This window comes from Streptomyces sp. NPDC048584 (genome assembly GCF_043199595.1).
Lineage (GTDB): Bacteria > Actinomycetota > Actinomycetes > Streptomycetales > Streptomycetaceae > Streptomyces > Streptomyces edwardsiae.
Genome location: NZ_JBICWF010000004.1, coordinates 1 through 20842 on the forward strand (window position 1 = coordinate 1; position 20842 = coordinate 20842).

Genomic DNA, 20842 nt, shown 5'->3' on the forward strand with positions numbered 1-20842 from the left:
CGGTCCGGCAGCAACGGCTCGATGCGGGCCCACTGGGCGTCAGTCAACGACACACCCAGACCAACGATCCGATGATCTGAAAGAAACGGCCTAGGCCCGCCGTCGGCGTCGTACGAGGTCGCGGGCCGCCCCCGGCCACGCCGGGTACGCGAAGCCGAAGCCCGCGCCGGTCAGACGGCCCGGGACCACCCGCCGGCTCTTGAGCAGCAGCTCGGTGTCCGAGCGGAGCGCGAACGCGCCCAACTCCGCCATCCACCGCGTCGCGGGCAGCCCCACCGGCATCCGCCATGCCCCACGCAGGCCGCACATGAACTCCCGCTGCGGGAGCGGTTCGGGAGCCGCAAGGTTCACCGCCCCGGTGATGTCGTCCCGGTCGATCAGGAACTCCACCGCGCGGACGAAGTCGTGGTCGTGGATCCACGACACGTACTGCGCACCGCCCGCGACAGGACCGCCGAGACCGAGACGGGTAAGCCACGACAGAACGTCGAAAACGCCGCCCCGGTCGGGGCTCATCACCATCGCGGAGCGCAGGGCGACCTTCCGGGTCCCCGGCGTCTCCGCTTCTGCCTGCTCCCGCTCCCACGCCCTGGCGATGTCGACGCTGTAGGACCAGTAGCCCGGGAGGTCCGGCTCCGTACCACCGATCACACCGGTGGCCTCGTCGTTGGGCGCGTCGAAGCGGTGCGCGTAGACGGTGGCGGTGCTCATCTGGAGCCAGACACGCGGCGGGCGGGCCACGGCCCCGATCACCTCGCCGACGACGCGGGTGGACAGCACCCGTGAGTCCATCATGGCGCGGAGATTGGCGGGCGTGTAACGGCAGCTCACGCTGCGGCCCGCGAGGTTGACGACGACGTCACTGCCGTCGACCTCCTCGACCCACGCCCCCGCGGTCCTGCCGTCCCAGGCCACCTCCCCCGGCGCGCCCGGCCGCCTGGTCAGCACCACGACCTCATGCCCGGCCGCACCGAACGCCCGCTTCAACACGGCCCCCACCTGCCCGGTCCCCCCAGGAATCACAATCTTCATCGACCCCTCCCCCTCGGTACGGAGCCCACCCTATCCCACTTTTGAACACGTTCAACTCCGGCTCGACAGGCTGCGCCTGCACTTACCCCTCGGCTCGCTACCGGCTGTCGCCGCGCGGGTGCCCGCGACAATCCCGCCGCACGCCCCGGAACGCACCCGATCGGCCCTTCAACCGGCGTCAACGCTAGGACTCGGCGCGCGGAGGAACTGGTGAACGACCACGGTTCACCAGATCGAGTACACGCGTACGCGCACGCTCCTCGACGGACGTCAGTGGTTCACCCCGGACCCGGCTCGCTCCGGAGGGACCGGACGATTTCCTGGACCTCCTCCGAATACCAGGACAAGCGGAGCTCCAACTGTCTGCGGATGGGAGGGCTCGATCGATACATGGACCGCACCAGCGACGCCCACGCGGCCTGGTTGCCCGGACTCAGGTTGTGGGACTGCTCCACGAGTTCCTGGAAGTAGACGCAGTAGAGCTCGGCGAGTGAGGCGATCCTGCCGGCGTCCGGATGATCGGGCGGAACCGGGACGTCGTCGAAGAAGAAGGGCCGCAGGTGCGGGTGCTCGATGAGGACCAGTTTGATCTGGACCCCGATGTCGTAGGTCGCGCGACGGGCCGACGACCTCATTCCCTCAGCAAGGTGCCTCAGTTGCACGATCACCGCGGCGAGGCCCACGACCGCGGCCGTACTCGCGACCACCGCGGCAAGCGCCTCCGTCGTGTCCGTCCACTGCACAACGCGCCCCCCAGTGCGGCTCGCACCTGCGCTTATGACGTCCTGTCCCCGCAGCAGAGTACGTCGCGGCCCCTGTCCCGTCCGGGGCGTTCCCGACGCGCACGGCGGGCACACCGGCGCACGTGCGTGCTCCCCCTCCGCCCCCGTGCCGCATGGGAGTACGATCCGTCACGCATCGACTACTGTACGAGGGCGTTCGGCCCGTGATCGGCATCGTGGAGGGGGTACCTCATGGTCGGCAGCGCGCCCGCGCCACCGCCCGGTCCACAGGCGCCCCCGGAGCCGGAATCCGCCGAGGTCCCGGTGCCCCCGTCCGTCGAACCGGCGGAACCCGCAGTCGAGTTCACCGACACCGGCGTCAGCACGGGCATCGAGGCCGAGGACATCGGCGAGGCCGGCCGGATGCCCTTCGATCCCGAGCTCATCGACGTCGTGCCCCGCAACCCCATGATCGACCTCGTCCTTCAGCGGCTGAAGCGCGGGCTCATCGACCTCCAGCCGGACTTCCAGCGCCGTTCCGGTATCTGGAACGACACCGCGCAGAGCCGGCTGATCGAGTCGCTGCTGCTGCGGATCGCCCTGCCCACGCTGTACGTCGCGGAGGAGGCGGACGAGTCCTGGTCCGTGGTCGACGGCGTCCAGCGGCTCACCAGCATCCTGCGCTTCGTGAAGCCGGAGGCAGCCGGCCTGAAACCGCTGCGGCTGGAGAACCTGGAGTACTTGACCCGGTACGACGGCGCGGGCTTCGAGGACCTCCCCGGCAGGATGCAGACCCGCATTCTGGAGAGCGAGCTCTCCGTGCTGCTGATCCGCAAGGGGACCCCGGAGGAGGCCAGGTTCAACATCTTCGCCCGGATCAACACGGGCGGTCTGCCCCTCTCCCAGCAGGAACTGCGGCACGCCCTGATCCCCGGCCGGGCGCGGACCTTCCTGGCGAAGCTGGCGGAGAGCGACGCCTTCCTCGAGGCCACGGCGCACAGCGTCTCCCCCGCCCGCATGGCGGAGCGCGAACTGTGCCTGCGCTTCCTGGCGTTCTGGACGACTCCGCCCGCCCGCTACGTCACCCAGGACTTCGACGGCTTCCTGCGCAGGACCATGCACGCCGTCAACGCGCTCTCCGACGACGAGCTGAAGAAGTTGGAGCTGCGCTTCCACGTGGCGATGCTGGGCAGCCGGCTCGTCTTCGGGGACCAGGCGTTCCGCAAGCAATTCCACGGAGTCACCCGCCGCTACCCCATCAACAAGGCGCTCTTCGAGGTCCAGGCCGTGACGGTGGCCGGGTGCGAGCCCGACGAACTCGAGACGCTGCACCGCCGGGCACGCACCCTGGAGAAGAAGTTCAAGAAGCTGATGGACGACACGGCCTTCTACGACGCGATCTCCTCCGGCACCGGCGACGCCGACAAGGTCAACTACCGGTTTCAGTCCATGAAGGACCTGTTCCGCGAGGTACTGCATGCTTGAGTCATTAACCCTGACCAACTTCAAGGCGTTCGCCCGCCAGGAGATCAGTCTGGCCCCGTTCACCCTGCTCACCGGGCTCAACTCATCCGGCAAGAGCTCCGTCTTACAGGCGCTCGCCCTGCTGCGGCAGTCGTACGAGTCCGGTGACCTCGCCCCGGTGGGCGGCCGCGAGTCGGGGCTGCTGCTCAACGAGGAGCTGGTGCAGCTCGGTACCGGACAGGACGTACGGCACGAGGCGTACGACGACGACACCGGCCCCCACATCTCACTCGCCCTGCGGGGCAACGGCGTGACGGCGCGGTGGACCGCCGTCTACGAGCGCGAGGCGGACCACCTCGAACTGGTCCCCGCCGAACACGGCATCCAGCCGGATCCCGCCTCTCTGTTGCCCAGCCTGTTCGGACCGGGCTTCCAGTACCTGAAGGCCGACCGGGTGTCCCCGCAGGTCAGTTACCCCCGCTCGCACCACGCGGTGACCACCCGCGGCTTCCTCGGCTCGCACGGCGAGCACACCGTGAACTACCTGCGCACCCACCAGGACGATCCGGTGACGGGCAAGGCCCTGCTGCTCCGGGACGCCGCCTCCACCACCCTCCTCGCCCAGACCGAGGCATGGATGCAGCGGCTGTGCCCCGGGGTACGGCTGGTGGCGGAGGACATCGACGGCACCGACGCCGTCCGGCTCGGCTACCACTTCGGCAGCGGCTTCTCCGAGTCCAACCGGTACCGGCCCACGAACGTCGGGTTCGGGCTGACGTACGTGCTGCCGATCGTCGTGGCGTGCCTGTCGGCCCGGCCCGGGACCCTGGTCCTGCTGGAGAACCCCGAGGCACACCTCCACCCACAGGGGCAGACCTGGATGGCGTACCTGGCGTGCGCGGCGGCCGCGAGCGGGGCGCAGATCGTCATGGAGACGCACAGCGACCACGTGCTCAACGGCCTGCGGCTCCAGGTGAAGAACGGCCGGCTGGCCGCCGGCGAGACGGCCGTGCACTACTTCCGCCGCAAAGGACAGACCACGGAGGTCGTCAGCCCGGTCGTAGGACCGGACGGAACGCTCTCCGAGTGGCCCGAGGGGTTCTTCGACGAGTGGGAGAACTCCCTGGACCAGTTGCTCGACTGATCCAGGGGACGTGTGAAGGGCACGATCAAGAAGGGGGTAGGACGTGCCACTGCTCGTGTTTCTCAATGAACGGTCCTGTGCGTCGGAGCGCGGACCGGACGAAGTCGCCGCGGGGATGCGGACCTTCGTGGACGTACTGCGGGAGTTACGGCGCTGGCGGGACATCAGCCTGGCCACCCAGAGCCCGCTCGACCAGGCAGAACTAGCCCGCGGCCACTACTACGCCCAGTGGCGCAACGACGCGCGCAACAAGGACCAGCACCGCTATATCCAGGCGATGCGCAACCGCTGCACGACCTTCCAGACGGCCCTGCACGCGTCCGCCGCGCCCGACCACGCCGGTGTCTGGCACCGGCACGAGGGAGTAGACGTGCAGGGGCTCGGGGCGGCGCGGATGGCGGACGGGATGGCCGTCAGCCTGCCGCTCGACCCGGCCTGGGACGCCTGCTGGCTCGACCTCGCGATCGAGGAGCTGTCGGAGGACCCCGCGACCGGGAACGTCTCCGCCGACGAGTACACCGACCGGGTCCGGCACGCCTCACGGGTGGCGCACCTCGGCGAGCACGAGGCGTGGGGGCGTCTGGAAGGGCTCGACGCCGTCTCGAGTGGCGCGGAACTGTGGGCCGGGCGGGAGGACTTCTTCCCCAACCTCCAGTTCCTCCCCCGGGTTCGGGAAGACCTGGAGAGCCTGGACCCGAAGTGGTTCAAGGGGGCCCGCAGGCTACTGCGGCAGCTCCAGGAGACCGCCGCCGGATGGGATCCCGTCTCCTCCCCCACTGGGCCGCACTGGGAGGCCCCCCACATCCGGCCGGAGCACGAGAACGCCCGCAGGAACCGCTACTGGGACGACCTGGACGGCGAGAGCCGCTGCTTCGAGCTCCACGGGAACCTCAACCGGAACGCGGGGCGCGTCTACTTCCGGCTGGTGCACGAGGAGAAGGCGATCCGCATCGCGCACATCGGACGACACCTCTGACGCCGCGCCCGGCACCATCACGGTGGAGGTCTCGGACACCCGCGCGGAACGACGGCCGCACCTTGATCCGGCGACCGGGGGTCGGGGCGGGGGCTGCTGCTGGTCGACGCCCCGCGATGTTGGCCCCGGCAAGGCGGTGTGGGCCAACATCGGCTGCTCGGCCCCGGAATGAGAACAGCGCTCCGGCAGGACGTCTGCAGGGCACACCACACTCGTCGCTCCGTCGACACCCCGCTCTCCGCCCGCCCCGGTGCCCAAGCGCCTGATCCTCATCACGGGCGGCGTTCTCGCGACAGGAAGGCTGATCGCCTTCAACTCCGTACGCAGGAGGCGCAGCTCCCCGCCGAGGCACCTGACACACGAGGGCTCGAACCCTGGTAACGGCTCGGACGGGATGGGGTCCCACCGAGTCTCCTCCTTCCGGCACCGGCCCTGAACTTCCTGAGCTCAGCCCCGGGATACCGGTGATCCGGCATGATGACCTTCATGGCGGACGAACCGGACCTGCGGGCGGCGGCAGCGGAATTCGACCGGAGCGCGGCGGTGGAGGCCGAGGCTGCCGCCGAGGACGAACGCAAACAGGTGCTGTCGCAGTTCCCCCTGGAAGGCTGGGCGACGATACCGCTGTCGCGCTACGCGCTGGGGCAGCCCGCACCGGCCACGAGCGGGCCGACGTACTGCCGACTGATGGAGTTCGGCACCCCGAACCTCGGCAGCATCAAAGGCGGCAGCGCCGCGAAGCACATCATGTATCACCACAACTCCGGTGAGTGGCGACTGGCTGCACCGCTGCGCGACATGGAGCCGCAGGAAGCGTGGCAGGAACTGCGCGGACAGTTCATGCGAGCCTTCGAGGCTGTAGAAGCCAGGGACTTCGACGCCGTGGACGACCTGGAGGCGCTGCGGTTCGGACCGGCGCTGGTGACCAAGTCCCTGGCCACGTACTTCCCCGAGCACTTCCTGCCCATCTACGCGGCCGAGCACCTGCGCCGGTTCCTCATCCTGTTGGGGGACTCCGCGCAGACCAGCGCACCGGCCTGGCGCAGCAACCGCCGACTGCTGGAGCTCGTGCGCTCGCGCACGGAGTTCGACGGATGGAGCGGACAGGAGGTCATGCGCTTCCTGTACCTGAGATTCGATCCGCGTCCACGCCAGAACACGATCTGGAAGATCGCGCCCGGTGAGCGCGGGCGGCTGTGGGAGGAGTGCCGTGATGACGCGGTGATCCGCGTCGGGTGGGACGAACTCGGTGACCTGGGGCAGTATCAGAGCGACAGCGAGCTCAAACAGGCGCTTGACGCGCGCTGGCCGCGTAGCAGCGGAGGCAGCCTGACGCTCGCCCGACGGTTACTCGCCCTCCGCGACTTGGAACCGGGGGACCGGATCGTCGCCAACCGTGGGACGGACGAGGTCCTCGCGACCGGCACCGTCAGCGGGAGTTACCGCTTCGAGCCCGACCGCTCCGAATACCAGCACGTCGTTCCGGTGACCTGGGACGTCTCCCATGCGCAGAAGCTTTCGGAGCCGCAGCACGGTTGGCGATCCACGTTCGCCAAGGTCGACGCTGCGTTCTTCGCCCGGATCTCCGTGGGCCTCGCCACCCCGGACACACGGTCCGCAGAGCCGCACGCCGGTGATTCCGTCATGTTGCCCGAGGACGTCGAAAGCGTGCTGGAGGCACTGGAACGCAAGGGGCAGGTGATCCTGCACGGGCCTCCTGGAACGGGCAAGACCCGGCTAGCTCTCAGCACGGCCCTCGCCCTCGCCGGCCGGGCCGACGCCCTGAGCTCCACGCCGGAGCAGCGGGCCGCCGCCCAGGCGGAGATGTTGCGGACCGGCCGCATCCACATGGTGACCTTTCACCCTTCCTACGGATACGAGGACTTCGTCGAGGGATTCAAACCGGATATGAAAGCCACGGGACCCGGACTGACGCTCGCGCTCACCGACGGCGTGTTCCACACATTGTGCGCCCAGGCCACGACCCACCCGGACAAAAAGTTCCTTCTGATCGTGGATGAGATCAACCGGGGTGATCTGCCACGTATCTTCGGTGAGTTGGTGACACTCCTCGAACTCGACAAGCGTGGCCTGCCCCTCACCCTGCCCGTCAGCCGACGCACGTTCTCGGTACCGCCGAACGTGCGGATCATCGGGACCATGAACACGGCGGACCGCAGCGTCAGCCACCTGGACGCCGCCGTACGCCGCCGCTTCGCCTTCCTTCCGGTCGGCCCCGATCCGGATGTCGTGTCCGGCACCGTAGGCCCACTGGACCTGGCGCAGTTCTTCGAGTCGCTCAACACCCGCATCGCCCGGCACCTCGACGCCGACCATCAGATCGGACACGCTTACCTGCTTCGCGACGGCGAGCCGATCGCCGCCGAGAACGACCTGGCCGCCGCCTTCCACCACGAGGTGATCCCACTGCTGGAGGACTACTGTCTCGGTCGCGCCGACCTGCTGCACCGCCTCCTTGGTGGCCTCGTCGACGCGGACACCGGGCGTCCCGCGCTGATGTCCCCGCAGGACCTCGTCGCCGCGCTGGCGAGCGAGTTCACCAGCGGCGCACCGGGTCCCGATGCCTGATCGCGCCAGGGTACGGATCGGGGAGTACGGCTCGGTCCTGCTGGCGGACTCACAGCTCACGCCCCGTGACGTCAAGCGTCTACGCGCCCTGCAGGCGCGTGGTCGCCTCGGCCTGGAACAGATCCCGACAGGATGGCGACTCAAGGCCGGTGCGACGGTCGGCCTGCTGGTACTCGACCGCATTCGCCTGGTCATGGAGCCCAAGTTCGCCCTTTCCGGCGATCGGCTCATGGACTGGCTCGCGTACGCCCTCGGTGCGCCGGCTCCGCTCCTGGTGGCGTCGCGGCACTGGACCACCAACCCGGAAGGCTACGCCGACCTTGTGGTCGCGGCCCTGTTGGAGCAGTGCGAGCAACTGCTGCGGGAGGGCCTGCACCGGGACTACGTACGCCGCCAGACCCTTGAGCCGGTCCTGCGAGGCCGTCTGGACGTCGCGGCCCAGGCAACCCGCCGTTACGGGCAACTGGACAAACTGCACGTCCGCACCTTCGATCGGGAGACGGACATCTGGGACAATCGGATCCTGGGAACCGCGCTGCACATGGCCCGCACCCTGACCACGAGTCCCAACCTGGCCCGCGGTCTCCACGCCATTGCCGACGCGTTCCCGAAGGCCGCGCCTGCCGACGCCGCCCTCCACGCCCTGGACCGCACCCAGTACACCCGGATGAACACCCGGTACCGCGCCGCGCACACCTGGGCGCGCCTGCTACTGCGCGGCGGCGGCGTGACGGACATCCTCACCGACCGCGGCACCGCTGCGGACGGCCTCCTGCTCGCCATGCCTGCCCTCTGGGAAGCCGTCGTCCGGCGTCTGGCCACCGACGCCGCCCTCCCGCACGGCATGCACACCGTCCCCAGCAGCGGCGCGGCAGGCATCACCGTGCGGGGCGACCTCGGCATCACCTCGGCCTTCCGGCCGGACGTCCTGATCAGCCTTCCCGGCCACGACTCGACCGTGCGCACGCTGCTGCCGGTGGACGCCAAGTACAAGCGCTACGACCGCCACGGCGTCGGCGCCGCAGACGTCCACCAGCTCCTCAGCTACAGCGCCGGCTACACCCCGAGTGACGATCCGCGTGCCGTCATCGTCCACCCCCGCACCGGTGGGCACTCTCACCGTGTCCTCCAGGTCGACAGCCCACGCGGAAGCCTCGGAAGCATCCACGTCCTCGGCGTCGACACCGACACGCTCCCCCAGCAGGCAACCTCATGGGTGGGATCGGTGCTGCCGCTGGCCAACGGATGAGCGCCTTCCAGCCGACATATCCAGCAGCATGCCAACCGCCGCTCCTCGCGAAGGGCGTCGGCGAGGGGCGGTTTTCGGACGATGTCGTTCCCGGCGCAACCGTCCCCCGGGCGGTCTGTCGCATCTGATAGTTGATCAATAACCTTGTGCGGTACACGAAGTCACGATCGCAGGGAGCTCCATGTCCACCGCGCAGCAGGTGCCCGACATCCTCTCGCCCGAGTTCGCCGCCGACCCCTATCCCGCCTACCGGGTGATGCGGGAGACCGCGCCCCTCATCTGGCACGAGGCGACGAAGAGCTACATCATCTCGCGCTACGAGGACGTCGAGCGCGTCTTCAAGGACAAGGCCGGGGAGTTCACCACCGACAACTACGCCTGGCAGCTCGAGCCCGTGCACGGCAAGACGATCCTCCAGCTCAGCGGGCGGGAGCACGCCGTGCGGCGGGCCCTCGTCGCGCCCGCCTTCCGCGGCAGCGACCTGGAGCGGAAGTTCCTGCCGGTCATCGAGCGCAACTCGCGCGAACTGATCGACGGCTTCCGGCACACCGGCTCCGCCGACCTGGTCGCCGACTACGCCACCCGCTTCCCGGTCAACGTCATCGCCGACATGCTGGGCCTGGACAAGGCCGACCACCCCCGTTTCCACCGCTGGTACACGGCCGTCATCGCCTTCCTCGGGAACCTGGCGGGCGACGCCGAGGTGACGGCGGCCGGCGAGCGGACCCGGGTGGAGTTCGCCGAGTACATGCTGCCGATCATCCGGGAGCGCCGCGAGAAGCCGGGCGACGACCTGCTGTCCGTGCTGTGCGCCGCCGAGGTCGACGGGGTGCGGATGAGCGACGAGGACGTCAAGGCGTTCTGCAGTCTGCTGCTCGCCGCGGGCGGCGAGACCACCGACAAGGCCATCGCCGGCATCTTCGCGAACCTGCTGCTCCACCCCGACCAGCTCGCCGCCGTCCGAGCGGACCGCTCGCTGATCCCGCGCGCCTTCGCCGAGACCCTGCGGTTCACCCCGCCCGTTCACATGATCATGCGGCAGTCGGCGACGGAGGTGGAGCTCAGCGGCGGCACCGTGCCCGCGGGCGCCACCGTCACCTGCCTGATAGGCGCCGCCAACCGCGACGAGAGCCGCTACGCCGACCCCGACCGCTTCGACGTCTTCCGCGACGACCTCACCACCACGACCGCCTTCTCCGCCGCAGCCGACCACCTCGCGTTCGCGCTCGGCCGGCACTTCTGCGTCGGCGCGCTGCTGGCCAAGGCGGAGGTGGAGATCGGTGTCAACCAGCTCCTCGACGCCATGCCGGACGTGCGCCTCGCCGACGGCTTCGAGCCGGCCGAGCAGGGCGTGTTCACCCGGGGACCGCAGAGCCTGCCGGTGCGGTTCACCCCCGTGGGCGGCTGACCCGTACCGGACAGTACGCGTTCACCGACCCGGCCCGCCGGGTCTCCGGGCCCCTCGCCGTGGGCCCGGAGACCCGGGCTACCGCACCACCGGCGTGAACCGCACCGGGAGCGCCGACAGCCCCCGCATCCAGATCGACGGCCGCCAGGTCAGTTCCCCCGGGTCCACCGCCAGCACCAGGTCGGGCAGCCGCTCCAGCAGCGTCTCGACCGCCGTGCGCGCCATCACGTCCGCCAGCAGCGGGGCCGGGTAGGGGCAGCGGTGCTCGCCGTTGCTGAACGACAGGTGCGCGGCGTTCTCCGCGCCCACGTGCCCCTCCGGCCAGATCTGCGGGTCGGTGTTGCCCGCGGCCAGCCCCAGCACCAGGCAGTCGCCGGCCCTGATCTGCCGGCCGCCCAGCTGGACGTCCCGCACCGCCCACCGTCCGATGAAGTTCTGCGTCGGCGTGTCCAGCCACAGCACCTCGTTGAGCGCCTCGCCCACGCTGAGCCGGCCGCCCGAGACGTTCACGGCGAACCGCTCGTCCGTCAGCAGCAGGCGCAGCGTGTTGCAGATCCAGTTCGCCGTCGGCTGCTGCGCCGCCGCGATCACGGAGATCAGGTCCTGGACGATCTCCTCGTCCGTCAGACCCGCCGGGTGCGCCAGCATGCGCGAGGTGACGTCCGGGCCGGGGGCGGCCCGCTTGTCCTTCACCAGCTGCCGCAGCCGCTCGCCCACGCGCCCGTACGCCGCCACCGGGTCGTCGCCCTCCCCCGCGTCCAGGGAGATCCGCAGGTCGTCGACGAGCCGGCGGGTGTCCTCGCCCGAGGTCGGCATCCCGCACAGCTGCACCACGGTGCGCATCGGCAGGGCGTGCGCGTAGTCGGCCATCAGCTCCGCCTGGCCGCTGCCGGCGAACCGGGCGATGAGTTCGTCGGCGATCAGCAGGCAGTCGTGGGACAGCTCGAACTGGTCGACCCCCTCCAGTGCCTCGGTGATCACCCCGGCCCGCCGCCGGTGCTCCTCGCCCTCGGTGAACAGCACCGACGGCTGGTATCCGACGAAGGGCAGCAGCGGCCAGTCCGACGGGATGTTCTCCCACTGGTTCCAGCGCCGTGAGTCCCGCGCGAACAACTCGTCGTGGCTGGTCACGTACGTGAGCTCGGAGTAGCCCAGCACCAGCCAGGCCGGGATGCCGCCGTCGAGCACCACGGGCGCGACGGGGCCGTGGTCCCGGCGCAGCGCGCGGTAGAGCTGCGACGGCGTCTGCTGGTACTCGAGCCCCGTCAGGCTCACCGCGCCGGCGTGGGCGGGACACCCCGGGGGCGCCGGGGGTACCGGGTGCGCGTGAGGGCCGCCGGGGTCGGTCACAGTGTCGCCTCCTCGGCGATGGCCATGGCGTGGAGGTGGTTCACGAGGGTGATCAGCACGTCCTTGCCGGAGTGCCGGACCCGTGCGTCGCAGTCGACCATCGGCACGTGGGCGGGCAGGGCGAGGGCCTGGCGGATCTCGTCCAGGGAGTACCGGTCGGTGTCGTCGTCGAACCGGTTCACGGCCACCACGAAGGGCGTGCGGTGGTGCTCCAGCCGGTCGATCGCGTACCAGGAGTCGTCCATCCGGCGCGTATCCACGAGCACCACGGCGCCCAGGGTTCCCGAGAACAGCCTGTCCCACAGGAACCAGAAGCGCTCCTGGCCGGGCGCTCCGAACAGGTACAGCACCATGCGGTCGTTGAGGCTGATCCGCCCGAAGTCGAACGCGACCGTCGTGGTGGTCTTCGACGTCACCGCGCCGGTCTCGTCGACGCCCACGCCGGCCTGGGTCATCACCTCCTCGGTGTTGAGCGGCCGGATCTCGCTCACGGAGCGGACCAGGGTCGTCTTGCCGACGCCGAACCCGCCCACGACGACGATCTTCAGACCGGTCTCCGCGGTGTCGTTCAGCGGTGTGCGGTGGGAGGGCAGCTCAGAGGTTGCGGAGCCCATGGAGCACCTCTTGGAGTAGGGCGGAATCAGGCAGGGAGGCGACGGACGGCGCCGCGCGCGGATGACGGGCGGTGATGCGGCCGGTGTCCAGCAGATCGCCGAGCAGGATCCGCACCACCATGACCGGGAGCCCGAGCTCCGCGGCGACCTCGACGACGGCGATGGGGTGCCGGCACAGCTCCAGGATCCGGGCGTGCTCCGACTGCATCCCCGGCACCGGTCCGCTCTCGCTGACGATGAGGGTGACCAGGTCGAAGGACTCGTCGGCGCGGCTGCGTCCACCGGTGACGGTGTAGAGCCGGTCCGGATCACCCGTGTCGACGGGTTTGCGCGTCACGAGGTGCCGCTCCCCCTGGCCTGGTCCCGCGGCTCGGCCCGCAGGTGTTCGCCGAGCTGCTCGACCAGCTCCGTCATCTGGTGGCCGATCACGCCGGGATCGGCGTCCTCCCGGGCGACGACGGCGAGATGCGCCCCCTCGCCGGCCTCCACGATGAACAGCAGGCCGCCGTGGAACTCGGTCATCGACTGCCGGACGCCGCCGGTGCCGTCGCCGAACTCCACGGAGGCCCCCTGGGCGAGGGCCTGGATGCCGGAGCAGATCGCCGACAGCTGGTCGGCCCGGTCGAGCGTCAGGTGCTCGCTCCAGCAGAGTTTCAGGCCGTCCCGGGACAGGACCAGGGCGTGACGTGCGCCGGGGGTCTGTTCCAAGAGGCTCTGCAGGAGCCAGGTGAGGCTGTTGTCGGTGGTCTGCATGATGGGTGATGGGACGGTGGTGTCCGGCTGACCGGTCACCGGCCCGTTCCTCCTATCTCACGAGCTCGAGCGGGAAGGGGCGCCGTCGCCCCGGACGTCGTACGGGATGGGGCGGGCCGACGCCGTACGGGAAGGGGTGGGCCGACGCCGTACGGGAAGAGGCGGGACTACGGAGCCGCGGGCGGCTCGGATCCGGGCCGGGCGGCCGGTCCGGCGGTGCCGCCGTCCGCGGACTGCCGTGCGCGGTGGAAGGCGCCGAAGCGCGAGCCCGCGTCGCGTGCCGGGCGCCGCGTCGACGCCGTGTCACCGGCTTGGGCGGACGCCGACTGGCGCTGTTCGCGTTCGCGTTCCGCCTCGGCCATGGTGCGGCCGGGGGCCCGGACCGGCAGACCGTTCGGCGTGGTGCCGTCGGGCCGCCGGTACCGCCCCTGTTCGGGCAGTTCGGGCCGTGCGGTGACCGGGGGCAGTTCGGGCCGTGCGGCCGAGTGCTCGGCGGCCGGGGACAGCGCCGCGGCCTCGGGGCGGGCGGTGGCGTCGGGCAGCGGGGCCGGGGCGGGTGCGAGCGCGGCGGGGGCGGGTGTCGCGTCGGGCAGGGGGGCCCGCTCGTGCGGGACCATGTCGCGCTGCTGGGCGAGCAGGTCCAGGGGCAGCAGGACGACGACGCCGGTGCCGCCGCGGGAGGAGGGACGGTAGTTGACACTGATGCCGTACTTCGCCGCGATCCGTCCCACCACGGCCAGGCCGAGCCGGGTGCCCTGCAGCGACGCGAGGTCGGTGACGCGGCCGCTCACGGCCTCCTCGGCGCGGCGCATCGCCGCGTCGGCCATCTTCAGTCCACTGTCCTCGATGGTGACGACGATGCCGGCGCTGCGGTCCTCGACGTAGACGTGCACCTCGTCGATGGGCGGGGAGAAGTTCGCGGCGTTGTCCATCAGCTCGGCGAGCAGGTGCATCACACCCTCGGCGGCGAAGCCGGAGACCGCGGCGCGGGTGGAGCAGTGCAGGCGGACTCGCTGGTAGGCGGCGATACGGCCGACGGCACCGCGCAGGATGCTCTCCATCACGATCGGCTTGTTCCAGGCGCGGCTGGACCTGCCGCCCATGAGCAGCGCCAGCCGGTCGGTCATCAGGCCGAGCTGGGAGGTGCCGTGGTCCAGCTTCAGCAGGTCGCCGAAGACCTCCTCGCCGTGCCGCTCCTGCATCTCCCGCAGGTCGGCGAGCATCCGCACGGCCTTGGCCTGGACGCGGCTGAGCGCCTTGGCGGAGGCTGCCTGTGCCGCGGCGGCGCGCCGCTCGCTGTGGGCGAGCTCGCGGATGAACGACTCGGCCGGGGTGCGCAACGCCGCCAGCTGGGGCAGGTCGGTTTCGGCGAGCACGGTGTCGGCGGACCGGCCCTCGCGCAGCCGGGCGACCGCGGCGGGCAGCGTCTCCCTCACGAAGCGCTCGTACTCGGCCGCCGCCTGCTCCACCTCGCTCCGCATCCTGCGGTATTCGCCGTCCAGGGCGACCGCCCGACGCACGTCCTCCTCGACGGAGACGGCGAAGGTGTGGGTGATCCGCCGCAGTTGCGGGTCGGACGGCGGCGGCACACTGCCCAGCACGTCGGCCGCGCTCGCGCCCTCCCGCAGCCGCTGGGCCACGGCGGGCAGCGTCACACCGGCCAGGTGGGAGATCTCGGCCGACAGCCGGGCCGCTTCCGCCTTGAGGCGGCTGTTCTCCGCATCCCGCTCGGCGGCCGCGCCGCGGGCCCGGCGGACGAGCCGGTGGTCGACGAGGACGGTGACGGCCACGCACACCCAGCCGGCCGCCACCACGGCCAGGGCCCACGTGGTGGCGTCGGACGGTGCCAGGGCGACCGCCGCGCCACCGGCGGCGGCGCTCGTCACCAGCACGGCCGTCCGTGCGGTGAACGTAGTGCGCGGTGCCCCCACCGGTTGGTGCTGGCTGGGCGAAGCAGGCACTGGCATGGAGCGGTCCCTCGGTCGGTGAGAACAGGGGAATCAGGGGGCGGCGGCACGAGGCAGCCGCGGGCCGGAAAAGAGGTCAGCCAACAGGAGGGTGATCTTCCGGCCGCGTACGGCTCATGCTAATCACCCGGATGTGCGAGGAGGCTCCGCTTGTTGCACAGGCCGTCAGCAATCCGAGTTCGTCGTGAACCCGTCGCCCGTGCGTCCCGCTGTGGTATCCGGGACGACATGGGCACGCCCGGCCGGAGGGCGGGGACGTGGGCGGGGAGGACACTGACACGGCGTCACACCGCCTCGGTTGCTTGGGGTACACCGGCTCCCTCATCCGCACGAGCTGTCGAATTTCAGCCAACTATACGCACAGTCAGCGCTGTTCACTCCCCGGCCCTCGTGATGAGCGGGCCGTCGGAGTGGGGGAATGCCGCTGATCGTGAAGTTTCCGTGACGGCGACCCGCGCGGAGCGGGAGGCGGGTCGAACCGCCGGCAGGAGCCTCAGGGGGTCCGCCCGAGGACGTACGAACGTGTTCGGCGGGGAGGGCGCGCAGCCGTGTCCTGGGCGTGGTCCGCTCCTCGTTCCATGCCCTCGCCCGGCGCCTTTCGCCGTCCGCCGCGGCGGGCACCCGCACGTCCGGAAAGAGCCTCTGTCCCGGATCAGGGGCTGCCCTTTCCCGGGTGAGACCTCGGGTGGCGGCAGACGAGTCGGGCTGTACGCCGGGGAGAATCACCGCAGCACTATCACCTGCGGAGACAGGTAGGACGCCCACCTCTGTGGCTACTTTGGTGGCTACTTACGCTTCCCACCCGACTCCACGCCTACGCGATGGCGTCCAGCGGCCCAGCCGTCAAGACCTCGTCAGACTCCCAAGGGTAGAGGCGAACGGGGCGTCGCGCAGCCTCCTCATCTCAACTCAGAGAGTCCAACATACGGACACTTCCTATGACTTGTGTCACACCCCTGTAATTATCGTTCGAATTCCGGCAACGCCCTGCACGGAAACGCGCGCCCACGGCGGACCCGAAATGCGCCATCGCCGCATGCCTCTCGGATGAGCCATGATCCGGCATCAGATCGCACGGGCAGCACACGGACGGATTGCCCTTAATCCGTACGCCCGATCGGCGTCGGTGGCGTCGTTCTCGAGAGCGCACAACGTGAGCAAGACGAGGGGCCTGGCGCTGTGGTCTGGTACGCCACTGGATTTCATTGAGGCGCTGCTACCGCATATCTGCACAGCGGTACTAATCAATGCCCGTCGGAGGGCGGGGACACGCGCTCGACATAGAGCGGCGTAGCGACGACGACTCTCGGCTCGTCTCTCCACTGGGACGGCACCTTGGCAGTCACGCGCGCATGGCCCGCCATCCACGAGGCCGTCAAAAACGGCTCCACGAGGGAGTCCAGATCTCGGACCTTGCCGCGTACCACGTCTGCGACGGTAACGCTTCTGCGCTCCGACCTCCCGGGTGGCGACCATGCTGTCCAGAGCGGTCGTTCATCCAGCGCAGCCACTGCATCCGCGTCTCCGTTGTCCGCGGCGGCCCAACTGCGGTTCAACTCGGTCAATAGACGGCTGAACCCTGTGAAGTCGCTGAGGTCGTTGAACCGTACGGCGGGAAACGAGTCTTCGGGGTCTCCAGGATGCACGGGCGGACTAGTTGCTGCACCAATCACATGCGCTTCTGACCCATGCATCAGAAGGCGGACTTTCCCGCCAGTCGGGTAGCTTGCGGTCGGCTCGCCGTGGTCGATGAAGACGACGGCCCCAGGCTGGTCGCCCACGCCCAGCGGCGCATAACATAACGGGGCCTCGAAGTACACCCACTGGCCGGGCTGTACGGCTGGGTCGCCAAACCACATCGCCGCCCGGTCCGACGCCTCCAGCGCGGCGATCACGCTCTCCACATCAGGCGTAACCGCCTCGCCAGTATCAGGTGATGTGGGGCCGAACCTGACACCGCCGAAGCCGAGAAAGCTAATCTCGCCCTCGATGGGAGTTCGGCTACTCCAGCGCCGCCGCTTTCCGAGCCTGAACTGTTGCAGCTTGCGTTCGGACAAGTACACCAGCTCGCGCATGAACACATCATGGCAGAGTGACTGCCTGGCGAGCGGCCAACTACAGAAGCGGGCAACAGTATCCGGGCCGCACAGACCTACCGAGGGTTCCTCCGAAACGGCACGGACACCCAGGTCACATACCCAGCCTCATCACTGCGGTACTGCCCGATGTCGTCGGTGAGGCGGTGCACGAGGAACAGCCCCGGCTCCTCCTCGGGCGCTGGCAATGGCCGGCCCATCTCTCCGACCGTAATCAGGACATGATCCCCGTCGTACGACACCCGGCCACTCAGGTCGACGCTTGCCCGATGCCGAGCGGTGACGTCGACGAGTTCAGTCAGAACGGCGAGCGTCGCCTCCTCGACGGCTTCGACATTGGATGCGCCAGCAAGCAGCGTCGGCAACACCTTCGCAACGAAACTACGCGCGCGGCGCATGCTCTGGACGGCGGTGTGCTCGGGGCCGAGGCGGAACTCGATCGAGTCCTCCAGGTTGGGCAAGCCCAGTGACACGCCAGTGCCCGACCTGACCGCGGCGAACTGCAGCCTCGAAGCCCAGAGTTGAGGCATGGCGTCGGAGATTGTCACAGCTGACCCGTCCCGTCGGTTAACTCGTGGGCGAATGTTAGTTCGATATACATGGGCGCACAGATCAGGCTCCCACGGCACAGAGAGATGGAACGCCTCCTCCCTGGTGAGGCCGCAAGCAGCGAGTGCGCGGGCGAGTCGAGCGCGGGAGGACGAGCACCATCCATGACCCAGGATCGTTCATGCTCCCCTGCCCCTCCTCAGTAGTGTGCTGTTCCGGGAATCGGCCGGTCTACGGGCCGGCAACCACCCAGAGGCCCCCGGAAGGCAGGCCCGGTGAGCCCCACGGGCCCATGACCCAGAAGCGGAATGTGTGCACGCTGCGCACAATCTGTGATCATGCCTTCGACGCCTACCTGTGTCAACTAAAGTACACAGAGACAAGATCGAAGAGAGCGAGACGGTACGTGGTTGAGTGCAGTCATCGGCCGGACGGCTTCCCGGCCATGCCCGGCAAGACGGGTGCGCGGTGAGCCCCAACCCTCCGTCGCTGGCAGACAAGCTCAAGGCCCTCATGACCAGCCGACGGGACACCAACGGCCGGGCACACACTTCACGGTCACTGTCCGCCTCTGTCGACGCGCTTCCCGGCAATCACGTATCGGTCTCCCACGCCGCTGTCGCCAAACTGGCCAACGGGTCACAGGACAACCCGACCGTCGGGACGATCATGGCCCTGTGCGAAGCTCTGGGCGGCGTACCGCCGGCACACCTGCTTCCTTACGACAGCTACGACGACCTTGACGCGCTGGAGGCCTTCGAGGATCCGTCTGCGCGCCGTGTCCTAGCTCTCCTAAACGGGTTGCCTGAGAGTGAGTTGCGGAATGTCATTGCAGACTTGGAGCGCCGACGCGCCGACCTCGGCATGGCACCGGTGCCGCGCAGGGAGGCCGACGAAAGACCGGGCCGGCGTCAACGACGGCGTAGTAAGGACGAGGCCGCCCAATATGCGGCCGATGCATTGGAAGGGCTCTAAGTGGACGGCATAGTCTTCGGGATATGCACTGTGGCCGGCTTATTGGTCACCGCTCTCTGCACCAGGAGAGCTGTCGGCAACCCGCGCGTGTCGACCTGGTCCATCGCCGCCGCGTTCGGCATCTGCACCCTCGGCGTCTTCTTCGCCGTCCCCGCGGTCGCGCAGGCAACAGAGGATGCCACCGGTGTCGCCAACGTCGGCAAACTGATTGCCCACATCTGCGCAATCCTGTGGTGCGCCGCTCTCCAGATCACGATGGTGGACCTGGCCTACCGTTCCGAGTACCTGCGCGCCGCGATGTTCCAGCGGGCCTTCGCGGCCATGGTGGAGCTGGCGATCATGGTGCCGCTTTTCCTGGCGACGAACAAGCCGGACATGGAGTTCACCACTGCGTATGTCCACAACGAATCGGTGGCCGCATACCTGCTGATCTACCTGTCGTACGTCATGGTCACCTGCGGCGAGTTGGCCTTTATGTGCGGAAGGACCGCGCAGCGCAACTGGGGCATCCGGCCTTGGAGCGGTGCCGGCTACGCGCTGTCCTCCATGGCCGCGACGCTCGGCATGGCGTACACCGTGTCCAAGGGCTCCTACATCATCTTCTACGTCCTCGGCGACCCGTGGTCGCTGGACGTCGAGGAGGTTGTCAGTCCCTCGTTGAGTGCCCTGGCCGTGCTGTTCCTCTTCCTGGGCTTGACGCTTCCCATGGTGGGCGCGCTGCGTGAGCGGGTTCGCCAGCGGAAGGAACTGGCCGATAGCTGAGGCTGCCTCAACATGAACGTGCGCCGCCTGCAACCCGCATATGGCCCACGTTCAGGTTGAGGCGGTCGGCGGCCAGAGAAACGGATGGCCGCGGAGCGCGCAGATCCGCGGCGCCTGTGGCGTCAGAACAGACCAGATTGCCCGGCGTCCTCGAGGGCCCGCCGCTGCTCCTCAGCGCGTTGCTGCGTCTCCTGCTGCCGTATGAGAGCCGCGAGTTGGGCCTGACGTGCTCCCTGGGCCGCTTTGCGGGCCTGCAGCTCCGCGGACGTCGCCCACCGCACCAACAGCTCGTGGTCGGCGAGCCCGACCGCGTCGCCGTCGACGTGACACCTCACGTACGGCTGCTCCAGCCGGTGACGGGCCTCGCGCATGGTGGTGAACCAGTTCGGCCCGTACGCGCCGACGATGACGAGCAACGCCCCAGTGGCGTCGACGTGCTGTCGGGCAGCGAACCCGTCGGTCTCGTGCCGGGCGGGGTGGCCGGCCTTCTGCGCGGCCTCGCTGAGCCCGAGGTCGACGAGCCCGCCTTCCACGAGGTGACGGCGGATCGTGCTGACGCGGGTGGCACGGGACATGGGGGCGGTTCCTTCCTTTGGGACGGGGCCGGTGCTCTCCGGCCCCAGATACAGACGGACGGGCCGCCCACGGCGCCGCTCCCGGGCTGGGGCGGGCCGTGGGCGGCTCGGAGGGGCCTACTCGGACGCGCGGGCCTTGAGGTCGTCGAGGACGCCGTGGGCGCGCCGTACGGCCTCCTGCGCCATGGACCGCACCATGCGGATGCCGACGACGTCAGCGAGCCGCCGAACGGTGTCGTCGGCGAACATGCCCAGCTCCGGCCAGTCGGCCATGCACGCGGCGATCTGCTCGTCGGTGAGGCGGTCGATGGTCCACGCCGACGGTGCCGTGCTGTCGATGACCCGGCACTTGGACATCTCCGCGTCGATCGTGCCGAAGTCCTCCACTATCTTCGCGGCGATGTCGTCCCGCTCCTCCATCAGCTCGACGTCCCACGCGAGTCCCTTGCCCTTGCGCTCCTCGGAGGAGTGCCGCGCGAGGCTGGTCTTCCACACCTCGGTGTTCGTGCGCAGGTTGGCGAGCGGGGTGTTCAGGTCGGGCTTCTGGTACATGGTGGTGTCCCTTCGTTCGGGTCGGTGGCGGGGTGCTCTCCCCGCCGGTGGGCCCGGGGCGCCCG

At 69.4% G+C, this 20842-nt stretch carries 19 protein-coding genes; 8 read left to right on the top strand and 11 right to left on the bottom strand.

The window, feature by feature from the left end:
- Positions 1-90 precede the first annotated feature (90 nt).
- Positions 91-1032: an epimerase gene (locus tag ACGFR9_RS10365; RefSeq protein WP_393205233.1), complete on the bottom strand. Its 942-nt coding sequence runs from the start codon at positions 1030-1032 to the stop codon at positions 91-93.
- Between the two features lie 278 nt (positions 1033-1310).
- Positions 1311-1775, bottom strand: a complete 465-nt coding sequence (locus ACGFR9_RS10370) for a hypothetical protein (RefSeq protein WP_393205236.1) — start codon at positions 1773-1775, stop codon at positions 1311-1313.
- A gap of 231 nt (positions 1776-2006) precedes the next feature.
- Between ACGFR9_RS10370 and ACGFR9_RS10375 the strand changes: the two genes are divergently transcribed.
- From ACGFR9_RS10375 to ACGFR9_RS10400, 6 genes are all read left to right on the top strand, one after another.
- Complete coding sequence (locus tag ACGFR9_RS10375) at positions 2007-3239, top strand: DUF262 domain-containing protein (RefSeq protein ID WP_393205239.1); 1233 nt, start codon at positions 2007-2009, stop codon at positions 3237-3239.
- Positions 3232-4362: a DUF3696 domain-containing protein gene (locus tag ACGFR9_RS10380; RefSeq protein WP_393205242.1), complete on the top strand. Its 1131-nt coding sequence runs from the start codon at positions 3232-3234 to the stop codon at positions 4360-4362. Before ACGFR9_RS10375 ends, ACGFR9_RS10380 begins: the two co-directional genes overlap by 8 nt.
- 43 nt (positions 4363-4405) lie before the next feature.
- Positions 4406-5338 (top strand): hypothetical protein, encoded by a 933-nt coding sequence (locus ACGFR9_RS10385; protein ID WP_393205245.1) that lies wholly within the window; start codon positions 4406-4408, stop codon positions 5336-5338.
- A 486-nt stretch (positions 5339-5824) separates the two neighbouring features.
- A complete protein-coding gene (locus tag ACGFR9_RS10390) occupies positions 5825-7927 on the top strand; it encodes an AAA family ATPase (protein ID WP_393205248.1) in 2103 nt (700 codons plus the stop codon).
- Positions 7920-9176, top strand: a complete 1257-nt coding sequence (locus tag ACGFR9_RS10395; RefSeq protein WP_393205251.1) for an McrC family protein — start codon at positions 7920-7922, stop codon at positions 9174-9176. The genes ACGFR9_RS10390 and ACGFR9_RS10395 overlap by 8 nt, the downstream gene beginning before the upstream one ends.
- 181 nt (positions 9177-9357) lie before the next feature.
- A complete protein-coding gene (locus tag ACGFR9_RS10400) occupies positions 9358-10584 on the top strand; it encodes a cytochrome P450 (RefSeq protein WP_393205254.1) in 1227 nt (408 codons plus the stop codon).
- Between the two features lie 78 nt (positions 10585-10662).
- On the opposite strand, the gene ACGFR9_RS10405 is transcribed toward ACGFR9_RS10400, so the two are convergent.
- From ACGFR9_RS10405 to ACGFR9_RS10435, 7 genes are all read right to left on the bottom strand, one after another.
- Positions 10663-11934, bottom strand: coding sequence for a cytochrome P450 (locus ACGFR9_RS10405; protein WP_393205257.1), 1272 nt, complete (start codon positions 11932-11934; stop codon positions 10663-10665).
- Positions 11931-12548, bottom strand: a complete 618-nt coding sequence (locus ACGFR9_RS10410; RefSeq protein WP_217128569.1) for an ATP/GTP-binding protein — start codon at positions 12546-12548, stop codon at positions 11931-11933. The genes ACGFR9_RS10405 and ACGFR9_RS10410 overlap by 4 nt, the downstream gene beginning before the upstream one ends.
- Positions 12529-12885: a DUF742 domain-containing protein gene (locus ACGFR9_RS10415; protein ID WP_311647777.1), complete on the bottom strand. Its 357-nt coding sequence runs from the start codon at positions 12883-12885 to the stop codon at positions 12529-12531. The genes ACGFR9_RS10410 and ACGFR9_RS10415 overlap by 20 nt, the downstream gene beginning before the upstream one ends.
- Entirely contained in the window at positions 12882-13301 is a 420-nt protein-coding gene (locus ACGFR9_RS10420) for a roadblock/LC7 domain-containing protein (protein WP_393205261.1), read from the bottom strand. The genes ACGFR9_RS10415 and ACGFR9_RS10420 overlap by 4 nt, the downstream gene beginning before the upstream one ends.
- Before the next feature lie 167 nt (positions 13302-13468).
- Positions 13469-15268: an ATP-binding protein gene (locus ACGFR9_RS10425; protein ID WP_393205264.1), complete on the bottom strand. Its 1800-nt coding sequence runs from the start codon at positions 15266-15268 to the stop codon at positions 13469-13471.
- Between the two features lie 1244 nt (positions 15269-16512).
- A complete protein-coding gene (locus tag ACGFR9_RS10430) occupies positions 16513-17343 on the bottom strand; it encodes an SAVMC3_10250 family protein (RefSeq protein ID WP_393205267.1) in 831 nt (276 codons plus the stop codon).
- A gap of 77 nt (positions 17344-17420) precedes the next feature.
- Positions 17421-17912: a hypothetical protein gene (locus ACGFR9_RS10435; RefSeq protein WP_393205270.1), complete on the bottom strand. Its 492-nt coding sequence runs from the start codon at positions 17910-17912 to the stop codon at positions 17421-17423.
- A 469-nt stretch (positions 17913-18381) separates the two neighbouring features.
- Here ACGFR9_RS10435 and ACGFR9_RS10440 point away from each other — a divergent pair, with 469 nt between their 5' ends.
- Positions 18382-18888: a hypothetical protein gene (locus ACGFR9_RS10440; protein WP_393205273.1), complete on the top strand. Its 507-nt coding sequence runs from the start codon at positions 18382-18384 to the stop codon at positions 18886-18888.
- Positions 18889-18918: 30 nt separating this feature from the next.
- Entirely contained in the window at positions 18919-19650 is a 732-nt protein-coding gene (locus tag ACGFR9_RS10445; RefSeq protein ID WP_393205276.1) for a hypothetical protein, read from the top strand.
- Positions 19651-19772: 122 nt separating this feature from the next.
- On the opposite strand, the gene ACGFR9_RS10450 is transcribed toward ACGFR9_RS10445, so the two are convergent.
- Positions 19773-20225: a hypothetical protein gene (locus ACGFR9_RS10450; protein WP_393205279.1), complete on the bottom strand. Its 453-nt coding sequence runs from the start codon at positions 20223-20225 to the stop codon at positions 19773-19775.
- Between the two features lie 117 nt (positions 20226-20342).
- Positions 20343-20777 carry a hypothetical protein gene (locus tag ACGFR9_RS10455; protein WP_393205282.1) on the bottom strand — a complete coding sequence of 145 codons (435 nt, stop codon included), beginning with the start codon at positions 20775-20777 and terminating at the stop codon, positions 20343-20345.
- Positions 20778-20842: the final 65 nt, after the last annotated feature.